19 protein-coding genes and 1 tRNA gene are annotated in these 16,714 nt (G+C 38.5%); 12 read left to right on the top strand and 8 right to left on the bottom strand.

The features are described 5' to 3' along the window. Nucleotides 1-33 precede the first annotated feature (33 nt). A complete protein-coding gene (locus PROVRUST_RS19150) occupies nt 34-210 on the bottom strand; it encodes a GhoT/OrtT family toxin (protein ID WP_071599532.1) in 177 nt (58 codons plus the stop codon). A gap of 173 nt (nt 211-383) precedes the next feature. Between PROVRUST_RS19150 and matP the strand changes: the two genes are divergently transcribed. After that, a complete protein-coding gene (matP, locus tag PROVRUST_RS04610) occupies nt 384-845 on the top strand; it encodes a macrodomain Ter protein MatP (RefSeq protein WP_006813547.1) in 462 nt (153 codons plus the stop codon). A gap of 142 nt (nt 846-987) precedes the next feature. On the opposite strand, the gene ompA is transcribed toward matP, so the two are convergent. After that, nucleotides 988-2,049 carry a porin OmpA gene (ompA, locus tag PROVRUST_RS04605; RefSeq protein WP_006813546.1) on the bottom strand — a complete coding sequence of 354 codons (1,062 nt, stop codon included), beginning with the start codon at nt 2,047-2,049 and terminating at the stop codon, nt 988-990. Nucleotides 2,050-2,403: 354 nt separating this feature from the next. Beyond that, nucleotides 2,404-2,925 carry an SOS-induced cell division inhibitor SulA gene (gene sulA, locus PROVRUST_RS04600; RefSeq protein ID WP_039854297.1) on the bottom strand — a complete coding sequence of 174 codons (522 nt, stop codon included), beginning with the start codon at nt 2,923-2,925 and terminating at the stop codon, nt 2,404-2,406. A 234-nt stretch (nt 2,926-3,159) separates the two neighbouring features. Between sulA and PROVRUST_RS04595 the strand changes: the two genes are divergently transcribed. Further along, on the top strand, nt 3,160-3,762 hold the full coding sequence (locus PROVRUST_RS04595) for a TfoX/Sxy family DNA transformation protein (RefSeq protein ID WP_006813544.1): 603 nt from the start codon (nt 3,160-3,162) through the stop codon (nt 3,760-3,762). Between the two features lie 70 nt (nt 3,763-3,832). Here PROVRUST_RS04595 and yccS read toward each other — a convergent pair whose 3' ends face one another. Next, complete coding sequence (gene yccS, locus PROVRUST_RS04590; protein WP_126436604.1) at nt 3,833-5,983, bottom strand: YccS family putative transporter; 2,151 nt, start codon at nt 5,981-5,983, stop codon at nt 3,833-3,835. Between the two features lie 123 nt (nt 5,984-6,106). Between yccS and helD the strand changes: the two genes are divergently transcribed. Beyond that, nucleotides 6,107-8,161 carry a DNA helicase IV gene (gene helD / locus PROVRUST_RS04585; protein WP_039854295.1) on the top strand — a complete coding sequence of 685 codons (2,055 nt, stop codon included), beginning with the start codon at nt 6,107-6,109 and terminating at the stop codon, nt 8,159-8,161. 59 nt (nt 8,162-8,220) lie between these two features. Here the strand turns inward: helD and PROVRUST_RS04580 are convergent, their stop codons facing one another. Continuing rightward, complete coding sequence (locus PROVRUST_RS04580) at nt 8,221-8,679, bottom strand: methylglyoxal synthase (RefSeq protein WP_006813541.1); 459 nt, start codon at nt 8,677-8,679, stop codon at nt 8,221-8,223. 114 nt (nt 8,680-8,793) lie between these two features. On the opposite strand from PROVRUST_RS04580, the gene PROVRUST_RS04575 reads away from it, so the two are divergent. Continuing rightward, nucleotides 8,794-9,207, top strand: a complete 414-nt coding sequence (locus PROVRUST_RS04575) for a CoA-binding protein (protein ID WP_039854456.1) — start codon at nt 8,794-8,796, stop codon at nt 9,205-9,207. Between the two features lie 63 nt (nt 9,208-9,270). Here PROVRUST_RS04575 and hspQ read toward each other — a convergent pair whose 3' ends face one another. Continuing rightward, nucleotides 9,271-9,591, bottom strand: a complete 321-nt coding sequence (hspQ, locus tag PROVRUST_RS04570) for a heat shock protein HspQ (protein WP_006813539.1) — start codon at nt 9,589-9,591, stop codon at nt 9,271-9,273. A gap of 219 nt (nt 9,592-9,810) precedes the next feature. On the opposite strand from hspQ, the gene PROVRUST_RS04565 reads away from it, so the two are divergent. Then, nucleotides 9,811-10,089 carry an acylphosphatase gene (locus PROVRUST_RS04565; RefSeq protein ID WP_039854293.1) on the top strand — a complete coding sequence of 93 codons (279 nt, stop codon included), beginning with the start codon at nt 9,811-9,813 and terminating at the stop codon, nt 10,087-10,089. A 15-nt stretch (nt 10,090-10,104) separates the two neighbouring features. On the opposite strand, the gene PROVRUST_RS04560 is transcribed toward PROVRUST_RS04565, so the two are convergent. Then, nucleotides 10,105-10,434 (bottom strand): TusE/DsrC/DsvC family sulfur relay protein, encoded by a 330-nt coding sequence (locus PROVRUST_RS04560; protein ID WP_039854453.1) that lies wholly within the window; start codon nt 10,432-10,434, stop codon nt 10,105-10,107. A 193-nt stretch (nt 10,435-10,627) separates the two neighbouring features. Here PROVRUST_RS04560 and PROVRUST_RS04555 point away from each other — a divergent pair. Both PROVRUST_RS04555 and PROVRUST_RS04550 read left to right on the top strand, forming a co-directional pair. Further along, nucleotides 10,628-10,715, top strand: a tRNA-Ser gene (locus PROVRUST_RS04555). Nucleotides 10,716-11,194: 479 nt separating this feature from the next. Continuing rightward, on the top strand, nt 11,195-12,610 hold the full coding sequence (locus tag PROVRUST_RS04550; protein ID WP_006813536.1) for an NAD(P)/FAD-dependent oxidoreductase: 1,416 nt from the start codon (nt 11,195-11,197) through the stop codon (nt 12,608-12,610). A 48-nt stretch (nt 12,611-12,658) separates the two neighbouring features. Here the strand turns inward: PROVRUST_RS04550 and PROVRUST_RS04545 are convergent, their stop codons facing one another. After that, entirely contained in the window at nt 12,659-13,567 is a 909-nt protein-coding gene (locus PROVRUST_RS04545; protein ID WP_006813535.1) for a LysR substrate-binding domain-containing protein, read from the bottom strand. A 102-nt stretch (nt 13,568-13,669) separates the two neighbouring features. On the opposite strand from PROVRUST_RS04545, the gene PROVRUST_RS04540 reads away from it, so the two are divergent. From PROVRUST_RS04540 to PROVRUST_RS19145, 5 genes are all read left to right on the top strand, one after another. Next, entirely contained in the window at nt 13,670-14,395 is a 726-nt protein-coding gene (locus PROVRUST_RS04540) for a sulfite exporter TauE/SafE family protein (protein WP_006813534.1), read from the top strand. 262 nt (nt 14,396-14,657) lie between these two features. Further along, the gene (locus tag PROVRUST_RS04535) at nt 14,658-14,987 is read left to right on the top strand and encodes a hypothetical protein (protein WP_006813533.1); all 330 of its coding nucleotides are present in this window, start codon (nt 14,658-14,660) and stop codon (nt 14,985-14,987) included. 22 nt (nt 14,988-15,009) lie between these two features. After that, nucleotides 15,010-15,387, top strand: a complete 378-nt coding sequence (locus PROVRUST_RS04530; protein WP_006813532.1) for a hypothetical protein — start codon at nt 15,010-15,012, stop codon at nt 15,385-15,387. Nucleotides 15,388-15,692: 305 nt separating this feature from the next. Next, nucleotides 15,693-16,121 (top strand): TOBE domain-containing protein, encoded by a 429-nt coding sequence (locus tag PROVRUST_RS04525; RefSeq protein WP_006813531.1) that lies wholly within the window; start codon nt 15,693-15,695, stop codon nt 16,119-16,121. Between the two features lie 317 nt (nt 16,122-16,438). Next, nucleotides 16,439-16,705, top strand: coding sequence for a DUF2798 domain-containing protein (locus tag PROVRUST_RS19145; protein WP_071599531.1), 267 nt, complete (start codon nt 16,439-16,441; stop codon nt 16,703-16,705). The last annotated feature ends 9 nt before the right edge of the window (nt 16,706-16,714 follow it).

The raw sequence follows: 16,714 nt of genomic DNA, 5'->3' as shown, positions 1-16,714 counted from the left end.
CCAATCTTGCAGCAATAATTGTTGAAATATCGATTAGAATAAAGAAAACATAAGTACGACTGGTAAGCTCATAGGCCATGTTAAGCCAATAAGTATGGCACTCAGTAGTCTCATATAAAAATTAGGATCTTTGGTTACCAGCAGGGTGAATAACATAGAGCATACGCCTCCAATCCCATAGATGAGGAGTATGTGTTCAAAAGTGGACATGCGATTTTAGTAATTTGTTAACGTATGGATCCGAATTGTACACTACTTTTTTCAATTACTGTTATTTTCTTTATGTTGGCTTTTTGGCGCTAGGTTTAATGTCATCCACATTGAGCATTTTTCTTATAATATTGCTAATATAATGGTAAGTGTGATTTTCTTCAGGAAAAATTATGAAATATCAGCAGCTTGAAAATCTTGAATGTGGCTGGAAATGGGAATATCTGGTAAAAAAATCCAGGGGTGGAGAAACAATCACCCGCTATATAGAGAGAAGTGCGGAGCAAGAAGCTATTGAGCTGTTGTTGAAAATGGAAAATAGCCCAGTGTCTGTATTGAAGTGGATTACAGATCATATGGATCCTCAGCTTGATAACCGCATGAAACAAAGTATCAGGGCAAGACGTAAGCGTCATTTTAATGCGGAGCATCCACATACGCGGAAAAAATCTATCGATTTAAATTATTCGGTATGGCAGCGGCTGTCAAATCTTGCCTCAAAGCGTAATAAAACGCTTTCAGAGACGATTATTCAGTTAATTGAAGATGCTGAGCATAAAGATAAATATGAAAGCCAAATGAGTTTATTGAAGAACGATCTACAGGCGATCTTAGGGGAAAGCAAAGAGAAGTAATGTGTATGTTAGGAGTCATGTAGCAAAAATAATAATAAAAAAGAGCGATAGATAGGTTGGAATTAAAAATTTTAATCAAAAAAAAACCCCAATAAATTGGGGTTTTTTATATTCAGTTCAAAATTCAAACTAGGGCTATAAATTAAGCGCCTGGTTGAGCTACAACTTCAGTTGTACCTTGAATTTCGATTTCAACGCGACGGTCTGGTGCTAAACATTCGATCAGAGCTGCACGACCTTTAACTGCGTCACATTTGTTACCAGTTACTGGATCTTCTTTACCACGACCTTCAGCAGCGATTGCGCTTGCTGGAACGCCTTTAGCAACTAAGTAATCTACTACTGACTGAGCACGTTTTTGTGACAGTGGCAGGTTGTAGTTTTGTGAACCGATACGGTCTGTGAAACCAACTACTAACACGCGACCTTGAGTTGGATCGATGTTGCTCAGTTCGTTGTACAGTTCGTTCAGCGCTTGCTGACCTTCTGGTTTCAGAGATGCTTTGTTGAAGTTAAACAGAACGTCTGAACGCAGAGTGAAACGTTTGTTTTCAACAACTGGCGCTGCTGGCTCAGCAACAACTGCTGGAGCTACAACTGGAGTTGCTTCTTGACCGAAACGGTAAGCAAGACCAACGCTCAGCATGCCGTTGTCTGGGCTAACACCGATGTTGTCTTTGTCGCCCATACCGCTAACCCACTGGTAGTCTAAACGAGTTGCTAATTCTGGAGTAATAGCATACTCAACACCCAGTGCGTAAACTGGAGAAACGCCAGTGTCAGTTTCTTTACCTGAATTGTTAACTTTAGCTTCTGTACGGTAAACCATACCACCCAGACGTGTATAAACGTCTAAGTCTTCCATGATTGGATAGCTCAGTTTAGTAGTTAAAGACACACCCATTGAAGACACGCTTCCTGGGTTTGTGCCTTTATACTTCATTTTACCAAACCAGTCATAGCCCATTTCGAAGCCCATGTACTGGTTGTATTGGTAACCTGCGTACAGACCCGCACCTAATTGGTCACGAGTTTTTTTGCCGGTACCAACAGTATCACCAGCTTCATCAGTAAATTTAGCGTGCTCATAATGAGACCAACCTAATTTACCACCAGTATACCAAGTGTTATCTTTTGGAGCTGCTTGCGCAACAGTTGCAAACGCTGCAACCGCTACTGCTACCGCGATAGCTGTCTTTTTCATTTTTACGCCTCGTTATCATCCAATATTGGCTTGGCCTCGTGAGCCTTATTATTTGCCATTGGTTTAATTTAATTGCTAGGTTCAGCTGGCATTATCCACAAAAATTTACGAAAAGTAAAAAAATAATGCCATAAGCTTAACAGGCTAAAGTCTACAACGAACTCCAAAAGATACAAGTAGAGCCAGCAAGAAAGGTTAAAAAAAGTCTTTTTTTAGTGTAAAAATCATAGAGATATATATATTTTGGCTATAATCCTAATGTATTCTATCCAATTGATCTACAATGCTTTTTAGTGTTGTTTTTACTTAAATATTACAAAAGGTAAAGTTTGGTAAGATAAATCTTATTCTGAGTTAATGATAGCTTCTAGAATGAATCTTTAAATGATTTTGTGGTCTTAGCTCCGTCGTAGCCATATTATAATTTTTTTCTGGGCGCATGATGAATCCGATAGAATGACCTTCTTTGGCAGCGGCTTGCAAAAGAATAAAATCTTGTTCATTTATTTTTGGCAACCATCCTAATACGACGCTGTAATTACCACTTCTCAAGGCTTTTTCCATGGCATCAACAGAGTTAATTGAGTGCATTTGATTAAGTTGCATGATTTTATTAACCGGAAGACCTGCTTGTTCTAACCAATTCTTACTTAATTTCTTATTGGGGCTTAACCACAGTAACCAGCGTGATTGAATACCAAGCTGACGTAGCATTGGCAGCAGTATACAGTCCATAATTGGGTGCTGTTCATCATACACCAATTCACTAACCATACCTTGTTGCATTGAGTCGCTTACATTACCCGTAGATGGGATCGCTTGCGTATAACTATTAAGAGAATGTTCTGTAGTGTTGTTCCAAGAATAGATACTCATAATTCACCTCGTTACAATGCTGTATGAACATACAGTAACTGTATATTTATCCAATATCAAGGCTATTTTTACAAAGCGCTTCGCAACTTTGGGGTTTTTATCTGAGTTATGCTTGGCATTTATGACTGAAACTCTCAAAATTAAGAGGTCGTAATTGTTTGTAAAAGCAAAGAGTTTTATCGTTTATTTTTTCAAGGAAGATGGTGATTTTGGTAACAGAAGGAACTGAGAAATATGTCATTACAGAAGGAAAAAAATTCTCTTTTACAAGAAACGCTGAAGCAATTTGGTGAGTTAAAAAAGAGAAATCATTTTGGTGGATACTGCTTATGTATCAACAATATTTTAGTAGGACTGGTATTAGATGGGCAATTTTATGTGCGGGGATGTTTGTTTGCTCGAAGTTATTTTGAGTCAGTAGGCTTAAACCGTCTGATATACAGCAAAAAAGGGGTTCCATTAGAGTTACGTTATTATCAATTACCAGAGAATGCTTGGTCAAATGTGGAAATATTGAGTCATATTATTGAATTGGCTTATCGTTCAGCACATGAAGAAGCGCAAAAGAAAGCATCAGCAACGGTACGTATCAAAGATCTTCCCAATATGAATATGTCGATGGAGCGTGCATTAGGTAAAATAGGAATATTTCGTGCTGAAGAGCTCGTTATGATAGGGGCAAAAGCCTGTTTTTTAAAGCTTAAACAACATGGAAAACAAACTCTAAGTGTTAAGTTATTAATAGGATTAGCGGCTGCAATAGAGGGATGTCACAGCGAAGTTTTACCTGTTCGAGCAAAGCAAGAGTTGATCAAATGGTTTAATAACGTGAGTTAGTGCTTAGTAGGTACAAAAGGAGCGGGTATATCGCCTTATTAGGATTTTAATACCCGCTCATCAGTTTATTTTATGACAAACTAATTTGTTGAATCATGGATTTTATTTCAGGGATTAGCTCAACCAGTAGTTTGGTTTGTTCCATGATAAGTATAGTTTTTTCATCATCGTCACTGGAAATATGGTCAATCCTATTTAGCAGGCTTTGTCTCAAATGTTCTGATTTTTCATCCACAATCGCAGGGTCTAGAGAGGTCACTTGGATTGAGGATTCAATATAGCAAATCGCATCATTCAATAACGCTAAATTATCTTCATTGTGCATTTTTTCCCGATGGGCGCCGAGTGCAGAGATATAGCTCAATAGGGTATGGTTTAAGCATAATAAACGGAATGCTTGTTCTTGTGTGATTTGGTATGACTTAGGATCTGAAGCCATATTAGACACAATAGACGCAAATTCAGCATCGTTATTATGAGCATCACGTCTGGCAACACGGTATTCCAAGCTATTGTCTTTTCCTTGGTAATATTGTTGTAAAATGGCATCTAGATAGCGGCAGTTACTGTCCATGGTTTTTTGTACAACTTGGGGTAATTGGCGAAATTTCCAATCGGGCCAGATAAAGCTCACGGCAAGTAATGCAATAAAACAGCCAATAAGAGTATCAATGACTCTTGGAAGAGCGACGTCAAATCCTTCACCCAGCAAATTGAAGCAAAATAAAACCAGCAAGGTAATGAATAGGGTTGCTTGTGCATATTGGCTGCTACGAAACATAAAAAATAACAAACCGCTGACCACGATTAAGGCTAACTGACCTTCGATGGAAGGAACAATATTCAGAAGTGGTAATCCAATTAGAATACCTAATAGGGTACCAACAATCCGCATAGCAAGTCGCCGTTTAGTCGCACTATAGTTTGGCTGACAAACAAACAGGCTAGTCAGTAATATCCAATATCCTTTTTCAATATTAAATAACTGAATGATGGCGTAGCCTGTGCATAGCAATACTGACATCCTGACCGCATGGCGAAATAGTGATGATTTTGGTGTCAGGTGATGTTTAATCCGTGTGACTATATCCCTAAAACCAGACAGGGACTCATCTGAAAGTTGCTCAATTTGCTTACTGTTTTGCTGCCATTCAATTTGCCCTAAACTCAGTCCTTTTAGCTGGACGTCAATTCCTTTCAAATTATTGAGTAGATTCCGCAGAGCCTTAATTTCATGTAATTCAGGTGATTGCTTTTGTAATAGTTGTAATGAATTTTCAATATAAGCAAAAGTGCGTTCAAAACGTGGATTGTGTTGATACTGTTTGCGCCATAAAACGGACTGTGCGATTTGCTGGCATGCTCTAGCTTGCATCGTCATTAAGCGTTGAAATCGAAATAGAATATCGCAGTGACGTAAGCGGCGACTTAATTGTTGATACTGTATATGGGATGAGCTAGCTCGTTCATGAATATCTTGGGCAACAAAATAATATTGTAATGTAGTACGGGTGCCTTTTTGCCCTCTGTCACCTTTCAAACGACTTAATAGTGATATTTTAGCTTGATTCATTGTGCTGATAAGGGTGCTATTCACGAGCGCTAAATCATAGATAGATTGCTGGTAGTCATCTTCTAGATCAGGGTCAAATAAGTTAGCTTTTGCATCAAGATAAGCGGATAACTGTTGGTAACATTGTGCTATCGCATCCTGCAGTGGACGAACTGGAAATAGGATATGACCAATGAGCGTTAAAATGTTGAACCAAATTGCGCCTGTCAGCAATAAGATAGGCTGTTGATACCAAGTCTCAAATATGGGGACGCCCAACATGGTGTAGATAGCGATCAGCAATGCACCAAACGCGATAGTTGCATATCGTTGGCCAAGAGCTCCGAGCAGAATAAATCCACAGGTGGAAACTGCTAATCCCAAAAAGAAAAACAGAGGATAAGGAAAGAGCAGTTCAATAGAAACTGAGGCGATAAAAAAACAAAATAGCGTGATAATTAAATTCTTTATTCTACCTGTTAGTCTATCATCTAGATCTGTGAGTGCAGCAGCAACGACCCCTAACGTTAAAGGGATGGTCACTTTTGGCTCTAGCCCTAATAGCCATGGAACCAAGGTGGTGCCTGTCAGAGCTATTAGTATTCGGATATAATATAGAATATGGCTGTTATATAGCACACGGCGATAACTCGTCAGCAGCGTTAGCACAAAATACCTCAATGGTGAAACAAATCCCTAACTACATAGAATAACGTGTTTACGTAGAATAAAAAACTATTAGCAATTATGCTTTAATTATTTTCACAAATGATTTACTCAGGTGCAGAACGTATGGAACTGAAATCGACACAGATTGGACAGCGCCTGGCTCAGCATCCCTATAATCGGGTTCGCTTACTGAATGCAGGCATCGAAGTTAGTGGTGATAACCACAAATATCTCATCCCATTCAATGAATTAATTGATATTCGTTGTAAGCGAGGGATCGTTTGGGGGGAGTTGGAATTTGAGATTATCAATGAACAAGTTGTGCGCTTACATGGCACTGAATGGAAGCAAACTCAACACTTTTACCGTTTTTTGAATGAAAAATGGCAGCAGTGGAGTGCCGAAATGAGCGAGGTGAGTGCGCAAGTATTGACCCCATTAGCGCAATCAATTTTACAACAAACACAGCAAGATTCATGGTTAAGTCTGCATGATCTCAACATAATCAAAGAAAAAATTACGCAACAATTTGCATCTCTTCCTCTACCTTTGGCTCGAATTCCACAATTTGACAATTGTGCTGAACATTATCAATTCTGTCGCCAATGGTTAAATAATAGCGAGCAATGTCGCCACCAAAATAATCAACAATGGTGCGAATCGGTTTTAACTCATTACTCTGATTTCTTTCAACATATAGAATCGTCTCCGCTTAATAATTCTCAGTCGCTATCAGTCATTAATGGTGAAGATAACGTTTTGGTATTAGCTGGAGCGGGAAGTGGAAAAACCTCGGTATTAGTGGCAAGAGCAGGCTGGCTTTTATTACGAGGCTTGGCAAAACCTGAGCAGATATTATTGTTAGCTTTTGGGCGTAAAGCAGCTGAAGAGATGAATGAGCGAATTCAGTCTCGTTTACAGCAAGTGGAGATTGAAGCAAAAACTTTTCATGCTTTAGCATTACACATCATTCGCGAAGGGAGCAATAAATCGCCAGTGATCAGTGAGTTGGAAACGGACTCTTCAAAACGCCAATCTTTATTATTAACGGAATGGCGAGAGCAATGTTCAAGCAAAAAAGCACAGGCGAAAGGTTGGCGTGAATGGCTATCGGATGAACTGCAATGGACTATTCCTGATGGTGAATTTTGGCACGATGAAAAAATTAGCCGTAAGGTATTACCACGTATAGAGCGTTGGTTAAGTTTAATGCGGATGCACGGTGGAAGCCAAAAAGAGATGATTGAGAATACGGCTGAAGACATTCGTGAATTATTCCAAAAACGAATTCGGCTGATGGCGCCTCTATTAAAAGCATGGAAAAGTGCATTAAAAGATGAAGGTGCGATTGATTTTTCAGGTTTAATTCATCAGGCTGTCAATCTCATTGAAAAAGGGCGATTTATTAGTCCATGGAAGCATATTTTAGTCGATGAATTTCAAGATATTTCTCCATTAAGAGCCAAGCTATTACAAGCATTGCGTCAACAAAATAAACGAACTGCACTATTTGCGGTGGGGGATGATTGGCAGGCTATTTATCGATTTAGTGGCGCTGAACTTAATCTAACGACCTCATTCCAGAATAATTTTGGTGAGGGAGAGATATGTGCATTAGATACAACATACCGCTTCAATGAACGTATTGGAGATATTGCCAATCATTTTGTGTTGCAAAACCCAAGCCAGTTAGATAAACCGTTAAATAGCTTAACAAAAGGAAATAAAAAATCGGTTGTTTTGCTGTATGAAGAGGCATTGGAGCGTTTGCTGGATAAAATGAGTGGCTATGTGCTTGAAGATGAAAATATTTTAATTTTGGCGCGCTATCATTACTTAAAACCAGAAGTCCTTAATAAAGCAGCTACTCGTTGGCCAAAACTTAATATCCAGTTTATGACTATGCATGCATCCAAAGGGCAACAAGCGGATTATGTCATTATTTGTGGACTAAATAGTGGGAAGGACGGATTTCCAGCCCCAGCAAGGGAGTCAATCATCGAAGAGGCTTTACTGCCGAAACCCGAAAATTTTGCCCACGCTGAAGAACGGCGACTGTTATATGTTGCACTAACGCGAGCCAAACAGCAGGCATGGCTATTATATAATCCAGAGAATCCATCCGAATTTGTTGATGAACTTCTGCAAATGGGTGTACCAAAACAGAAGAAACCATAGTGGTTGAAATTATCATGTGCCATTTGGTGTTTATTTGGCACATGATATTGAATTGCAAATTAACGAGTACGATTGTCTAAATAACGTTGATAGTCAGGAATGACAATGTCAATTTCACTATCAAAATAAGGTGACGTAATTAGAAAGTCAGCGGTTGCTGGGTTGGTTGCCACAGGAATATTCCAGACGGTAGCTAAGCGTAAAAGTGCTTTGACATCAGGATCGTGTGGAACAGCATTTAATGGATCCCAAAAGAAAATTAATAAATCAATTTTTTTCTCGGCAATCATAGAACCAATTTGTTGGTCGCCCCCCATTGGACCACTAAGCATGCCTGTGACAGGGAGCCCAGTATTTTTATTAATTAATGTGCCTGTCGTACCAGTTGCAAATAACTCGTGAGATTCCAACCGGTTTTTATTTTTTTGAACCCAGTCCAAGAGTGATGATTTGCAATGGTCATGAGCCACTAAGGCAATATTTTTTGACGCCGCGATTTGACGAGTTGTAGATTCCATGGTGTTCCCTTAAACAAGATTGGTGTCACGTATCTGCAAAAATTGAGTGAGTATTGATATACAACATATATCATAATGCATATGAATAGTTTACAGGTTTTGGGAGATATTTTGATGAGAGATCAAGAAATTGCTGAAATACTAACGAGTATAAAGACCATTGCATTAGTTGGCGCGAGTGACCGTAAAGACCGACCAAGTTATGAAGTCATGGAATATTTAATTCATCAAGGTTATCAAGTTATTCCTGTTAGCCCTAAATTAGCCGGACAGCAATTATTTGGGCAGTTAGTCTACGGGCAGCTTAGCGATATTCCTTATCCTATTGATATGGTCGATGTCTTTCGTAATGCTGAAGCCGCAGTTGGCGTAGCTCAAGAGGCTGCTGCAATTAAAGCGAAAGTTTTGTGGTTACAAAAAGGCGTCATTAGTGAAGAAGCTCAGAGGATTGCACTTGATGCAGGGCTTAAATGTGTAATGGACAAGTGTCCAAAGCAAGAAATCCCTGCTTTAGGTCTTGAAAAGTAATTGAGTTTTCACGCTTATAAAAATAAAGCAGCTTATTTGCTGCTTTACTGGTTGCGTTCATGATTAATTGCGTAGACGCGGAGCTTGTAACTGGGACCTTATGGATTCAGCCAGTTCATCCATGGAGGGTTGCTCCGGATGATCATCGGTCATCTCATAAGTAATTTGTGCTTCAGCTAAGTAAGTATGAACAGCTTCCCCATTATCATCTTCCATGACAACGTGATACCAAGGCAGATCGCGTAATGTACTATTAGATGCAATATCATCATCATGTGGTTGGTCGAGGGAGTACTCAGGGTCAACATCAACAACTACCCCTAGGTAGCCGAGAAGTTTATGTCTGACTTGTTGCCCGATTCCATATTTACTGGTGATCATCATAGCGACCTCCTTAAAAAGCCTTGCTTGTACTGTAAACTACATATGGGCAGTGCTGTGCGTTTTCAAGCCAATGTATGGACAATTACCAATAACGCAATACACTGTCTTTAGGTAATAACGAAAAGCAGTGCCTCAATTATCAGATTATCTGCTGAATGAAGAAAAAACAACTTATTACCAGAGATTTTAATAGATTAAGTGATGACATCGGAGGCTAACATGGCAGCATCAGGTCGTTCTTTCTATATTTATGGGCGAGTTCAAGGGGTTGGCTTCCGTTACCAAACCTTTCATTGGGCGAATCAAAACGGCATCAAAGGTTTTGTTTGTAATCGTGATGATGGCAGTGTGCAATTAGCCATTTATGGGTCGGAGCAGGATATTGATTTTGTAGATGATTGGCTGAAGGCTGGTGGACCTCCGAGGGCAAAAATCGATCACTATTTTGCAGAAACTTGGCAAACAGAACCAATAGCGGACTTTTCTGTCCGCTATTAGCTGATTATTGAAGAATTAAATGCATTTTACGGGCTTAGGGAGACCCGCAAGCTTTGTCGCTTGCTTTGCCGGTCCTTTAGGGAATAGTCGATATAAATAACGGCTGTTCCCTTTTTCTTCCCCAAACTGTTGGGATACCGCCTTGACTAACATTCTGATGGCAGGGGAAGTATTAAATTCCAAATAAAATGCCCGAACAAAGCGAATAATTTCTAAATGCTCATCTGTAATTTCGATCTCTTCCTGTTCAGCAAGTAAAGGAATCAACGCTTCACTCCACTGTTGGCTATCAAGTAGGTAGCCTTGAGGGTCTGTCTCAATTTCTTGATTATTAAAAACCAACATGCTTATTTCAATCCAAACAAAAGTAGGCAGTAAATTTAGCAAAAAATGAGCAATAACCCAAGTATCGCGCATGAAAACAGTCATAGATGTTGATAATTTCGCCCATTAAACACGTCTGAGTATATTTTTAAAGCGAACGACCGAATTAGGGGTTTACATTGAAAGCTCAGATGATTATAGTGCACGTCATTGCGGAGGGGTGGCCGAGCGGCTGAAGGCAGCGGTCTTGAAAACCGCCGATGGGAAACCATCCGAGAGTTCGAATCTCTCCTCCTCCGCCATCTTCACTTCTAGTAACATCTTCCCAAGTATTCCAATTCTAAGTAAATCAAGCATTCTAACAAAATCTAAATCTCACGAAGCTTTAATAGTCATCTGCTCAACAGACCTGTCTTTAATATAATCAATTCCACTAACTTGATAGTTACCATTCTTAATTATTCAAATCCGATATCAAATCACTGTTATAAATAACAAATTTCCTATCAGATATTGCTTATCTATCTGAAGCTATCACTATCTTAAAACTCTTCGCTATTGATTGGTTTTTTGTCAAACAACCTTATCAACTGAATAACTATTCAATAAAAAGCCATAAATAGATATAGATCCTATATCTATGAATTTCTCAGTCTTAAATTCCATTCTAATATAATTAAATAACTTTACTAATAGTTTACTAATAATTAACATATCATTATAAAATAAGTTGATTATTTAAAATGTAATTATTTTTTGTGTAAATTAGGGTGGTTTCAAAATGGCAATAAGTAGAAGAAAATTTATTATTGGTGGCTCTGTGGTCGCAGTAGCGGCTGGTGCTGGAATTTTAACGCCAATGTTAACGCGTGAAGGACGATTTGTTCCGGGCAAGCCAAGAGTCGGGTTTGTTGAAGGAACCGCTGGATTATTACCACAGCAAGCAGATGTTGTGGTTATTGGCGCGGGTATTTTAGGCATTATGACGGCCATTAATCTTGTTGAAAGAGGATTGTCGGTTGTTATTGTTGAAAAAGGCAATATTGCAGGTGAACAGTCTTCCCGTTTCTATGGTCAGGCGATCACCTATAAAATGCCTGATGAAACATTCTTGCTGCATCATTTAGGAAAACACCGCTGGCGTGAAATGAATGCAAAAGTTGGCGCTGATACTAGCTACCGTACCCAAGGTCGCGTTGAAGTTCCCCAAAATGAAGAAGATTTGGTTAACGCAAGAAAATGGATTGACGAAAGAAGTAAAAACGTTGGTTCAGATATTCCATTCAAAACCCGTATCATTGAAGGAAATGAGCTGGATCAGCGCTTACGCGGTGCTAAATCAGAGTGGAAAATTGCAGGATTTGAAGAAGACTCTGGTAGCTTAGATGCCGAAATCACCACTTTCATTATGGCTGATTACGCGAAGAAAATTGGCGTTAAAATTTATACTAATTGCGCAGCAAGAGGCCTAGAAACTCAGGCTGGTGTCATCTCTGACGTTGTAACAGAAAAAGGTGCGATCAAAACATCTCAAGTGGTCGTTGCTGGTGGTGTTTGGTCTCGTCTGTTTATGCAGAATCTTGGCGTGGATGTTCCAACATTACCCGCTTATCAATCTCAACAATTAATTGGTGCGGCGCCTAATGCACCGGGTGGAAACGTTGCTTTACCGGGAAATATTTACTTCCGTGAACAAGCCGATGGAACCTATGCCACTTCTCCACGCGTGATTGTCGCTCCAGTCGTGAAAGAATCCTTTACCTATGGTTATAAATATCTGCCACTGTTAGGTATGCCTGATTTCCCTGTACATATTTCATTGAACGAACAATTGATCGATTCATTCATGCAGCCAACAAGCTGGAAACTGGATGAGGTTTCACCATTCGAGAAAAATCGTGATATGACAGCACTGCCTGATCTTCCAGAGTTAAATGCTTCTCTGGAAAAATTAAAAACTGAATTCCCAGCATTTAAGGATTCTCAGTTAATTGATCAGTGGAGTGGTGCAATGGCGATTGCGCCGGATGAAAACCCTATCATTTCTGAAGTGAAAGAATATCCGGGCTTAGTTATCAATACCGCGACAGGTTGGGGTATGACCGAAAGCCCAGTATCGGCAGAAATTACTGCGGATCTGTTACTTGGCAAAGCGCCTGTTATCGATGCTAAACCATTTAGTTTGTACAGATTTTAATTTTTTGACTGAATAAATTGAAATAGAACCCTCTTCACGGAGGGTTTTTTATTTTAGATGGTTTGATGATTGAGCCTCAGCTTGTAACCAATCAAGGACAATTTCGAGTTCTATCGGTCTTTCAGCATTTGGTGGTATCCACATAGAGTAATGACTGCCGGGGATATTGATGGGCAGTGGTATATCAATTAATCCCTTGTTTAGTGCATTGGTAAGTGTTGGCATTCCACCGATACAAACACCCAATCCATCAATAACAGCCTGTAAACAAATATGGAAATGATCAAATCGCTGATAATGCAAAGGCGTCAATTCCTTAACGCCTGCCTTTTCTAACCAATTTTCCCATTCACCATTACGCGTTTTAGAACTGATAATAATGTGTTTCTCTAAGTCATTTAATGAGATTAGCGGGGTTGATTTTAATAATTCAGGAGAGGCAATCAGTGTCAATTTTTCTTGGAATAAGCTAATTTTTCTGAAATGTGCCCATGGAAGCTTATTCATGGAATCTCGCCGAATTAAGATGTCAAAACCAAATTGAGTTAGCTGAGTATCAGTATCTGAGGTTTCAATTGCGATTTCAATTTTAGGATATTGTTCATAGAATTTAGGTAACAAAGGAATTAACCATCGGCTGGCAAGCGTTGTTTGAGCATTGATACGGATAACTTTCGCTGTGGGAGATTTACCAAAGCGTATTGTTGCATCTCCAATAAGATCAAAAGCCGAACTAATTTCAGCTGCATAATATTTAGCATACTCTGTTGCGACTAATCGTTGCCCATCACGAATAAATAAACTTTGCCCCAACCAATCCTCTAACAGCTTGATTTGACGACTCACTGCACCATGGGTTAATCCCAGCTCATGAGCTGCTTCTGAAAGGCTGTGGGATTTTGCAGCAATATCAAATATACGCAAGGCATTTAGTGGTGGAATATTATTTCGTTTCATTTGTGAGTTTTTCTATCATATATCGTGATTTTTAATCGATTGTATGATTTTTTCTAGCTAAATAAAATCACTCTAAACATAAATAAACAGAGTTGATATAGCATGCTAACAGGTGAAATTATTATCATTATAACCGCGGTGGTGGCTGGGGTGATTAGTGGGGTGACTGGGACAGGCTCATCATTGTTGTTATTGCCTTTATTAGTTCAAGCTTATGGGCCCAAACCAGCAATACAGGTTATGGCACTTGCCGCAGTTATTGGTAATCTTTCGCGATTTTTTGTTTGGTGGCGACAAGTGGATTGGAAAGTCACGCTTGTTTATTCAGTGACGGGCGTACCGTGTGCGGCGATTGGAGCATATTTATTGCTTATATTCCAGTCTACGCTTATTGACCTGCTATTGGGGGTATTTTTTTTATGTGTTGTCCCATTGAAGCGATTAATGGATCATTTTGAGTATAGAATTTCGCTGCCTCAAGTTGGGTTTTGTGGGGGGATTATCGGTATTTTGACTGGGATTGTGATGTCTACGGGGCCATTAAGTGTGCCTGTTTTTGTTTCTTATGGACTGAGAAAGGGCGCATTTTTAGGTTCTGAAGCGGCGAGTGCGTTACTGCTTTACTCCAGTAAGATAACCACATTTGCAGCACAGGGGGCATTACCAATGACAATTGTGATAAAAGGAGTTTTGTTAGGGCTAGGTATTTCAGTTGGTACTGTGATGAGTAAACATTTAGTCTTCAGGTTATCGGAAAAAGTCTCTACATTATTGATTGACATTATCTTATTTATATCTGGCAGTTTTTTTATTAGTAAGTCGATATAATGATAAAAAAATAGCCCACCGTTCGATGGGCTTAAACTACATAATATGTTATTCAGGTTAATCATACCGAATAAAAATATAACAGTCTGTAAGAAAGTGAATCTTATTTCATTTGTGTAAATAAATTAATTGCAATTTTTAAAATGAAAAAATCACCTAAATTTTGGGGTGTTAATCATATTAAGAGTAATACTGATTTGTAAGAGTCATTCAATAATATTACCATTGAGAACATTTTTAGCTTCAGTAGGCAGTTTCAAAAATGCTAGCAAAATACATCTTACAGGCCATCAGCCATAGTAAAATTTGTCACCTGATTTTAGATGAAAATAATAAAGATGCACTTTCTGAAGTTAATCAAAGGATTCGTAAATGGCAATTTCAAAATGGCGTCATTTTACAATGCCTAGAAGAAACTGAATTAAATATTGCTGAATGTGATAGTCAATGCCCAGAACATTGGATTATATGGGAGGTGATTAAAACAAATGGGGAGCCAATCTTGCCAGTACGAAAAGAATTTTTTAGCCTATGCCAGCAAAAATTTTGGTTAAAAATGAAGTTGAGTGAAGATACTTTAATTAAATACTAATTATTATAAGGTATTGGTAGCTATGAAATTTTTTATTTTCATTCTTATTGCGTTTATTTCAGGATGTACCTCTGAGCCTTCAAGAATATTACCTGAAAAGGAAATGGTCATAAAGATAAAGTCAGATGGTCAGTTAGGCATCATTGCAGAATCTCAAGATACTACGTATTTATTCATAGATGAAAAGGCTAAAAAACAATTTAAAATTTATGCCGAATTTTTGGCAGAATTTCAGGATGATATTAGTGGGGTTAGCATTACTTTTCTTCAATCAAGCATAGATGATACCGTATATGCACATATGTTAATTATATTCCAGAAGAAAAAATTAAAGCTAAGAAACAGTTGTTTAGCAAATATCATGACCGAAGTCATACATCTGAAGGTATTACAACAGTAGGGTTCAATGCGGATGGACATTTTATAACACAACCAAATACCTTGCCTGAGCAATATCGACTGCCAAATCCTATAGAAATTAGAATTAAACAAGTAAAAAAAGGGGAGGAACATAATGATTTTCAGGGCATTGGTGTGGGGCTAATATTGCCAATTATAATTCCCTTTATGATGATAGGTTGTATGACGGGACCTTGTTAAAATTAATTATCGGATTTATTCCGATAATATGATCCAGTCAATTGAATCACATCATCTGAATTACTATCATCACTTATTGTAATTTCCCATAACATGAGGTTTCGTATGTCAATTTCAGCTCGTAATCAGCTTGCCGGTATTGTGGAATCCGTAGTAGCTGGCGCAGTAAATGATGAGGTTGTTTTAAATCTAGGGAATGGGGAAACCATTTCAGCGGTGATTACTAAAAATAGTACTCAATTACTTGGATTAGAAAAAGGCAAACGCGCAGTCGCTATTATTAAAGCACCATGGGTAGTTTTAGTTTCGGATGAAAATGAATATCTGTTTTCTGCGCGTAACCAATTTAATGGGCGAGTAGAGTCTATCGAAACAGGTAGTGTCAATGCGGTTGTTCATATTAAAACTAATGCGGGCACTCAGTTATCTGCTGTTGTCACTAACAACAGTGTGGATGAAATGAAATTATCAGCAGGAAGTAAAGTTACTGCCATTGTGAAAGCATCTAGTGTGATTTTAGCAACCAAGAAATAAATTATTATTGTTTGGTAAGAAAGGTTCTATGTGACCTTTCTTTTTCTCGCATACTAATGTGAGTTTAAAGAACATTGTCTTATTTATGTTTATTATGTCGTGCATCTTAACGAGAAATCATTTTTTAAAATAAGATGCCGAGATAAAATGCAAAAAATGGAACTAATGTTAAATCGCTATTGACAAAAATAACATAAAGATTAGAATGATTCTCATTAGTCTTAAAGACTCGTAAGCGTTTACGTTAATCAACGCATATAACTTTGTTACATCAACAGTTATATGCTGTTGTGTATGCGTTTATCTATGGAGTCTTTATGTCGTATCAAGATCGTAATTATGTTTTAGGTATTCCTAAACTTCCTGTCAGAGCAATGTTTTTTCTTGTTCCCTTCTTTTTATCTCTGGTAATGAGCGGTATTGTTTCATTAATCAGTACAATCCGGGCGCTCGGTTTTACTTCTGAGATATTTTCGCCGTGGATCAGTTCCTGGGGAATTTCGTGGTTCATTGCTTTTCCAACAGTCTTATTCGTTTTACCTATTGCACGGCGAATTTCATTGTTACTTGTGAAGTCAGCCTAACTGAATATG

Source organism: Providencia rustigianii DSM 4541 (assembly GCF_000156395.1).
Classification (GTDB): Bacteria; Pseudomonadota; Gammaproteobacteria; order Enterobacterales; family Enterobacteriaceae; genus Providencia; species Providencia rustigianii.
Note: the sequence above shows the minus strand (reverse complement) of the source record. Positions and strands in the feature narration are given on the sequence as shown.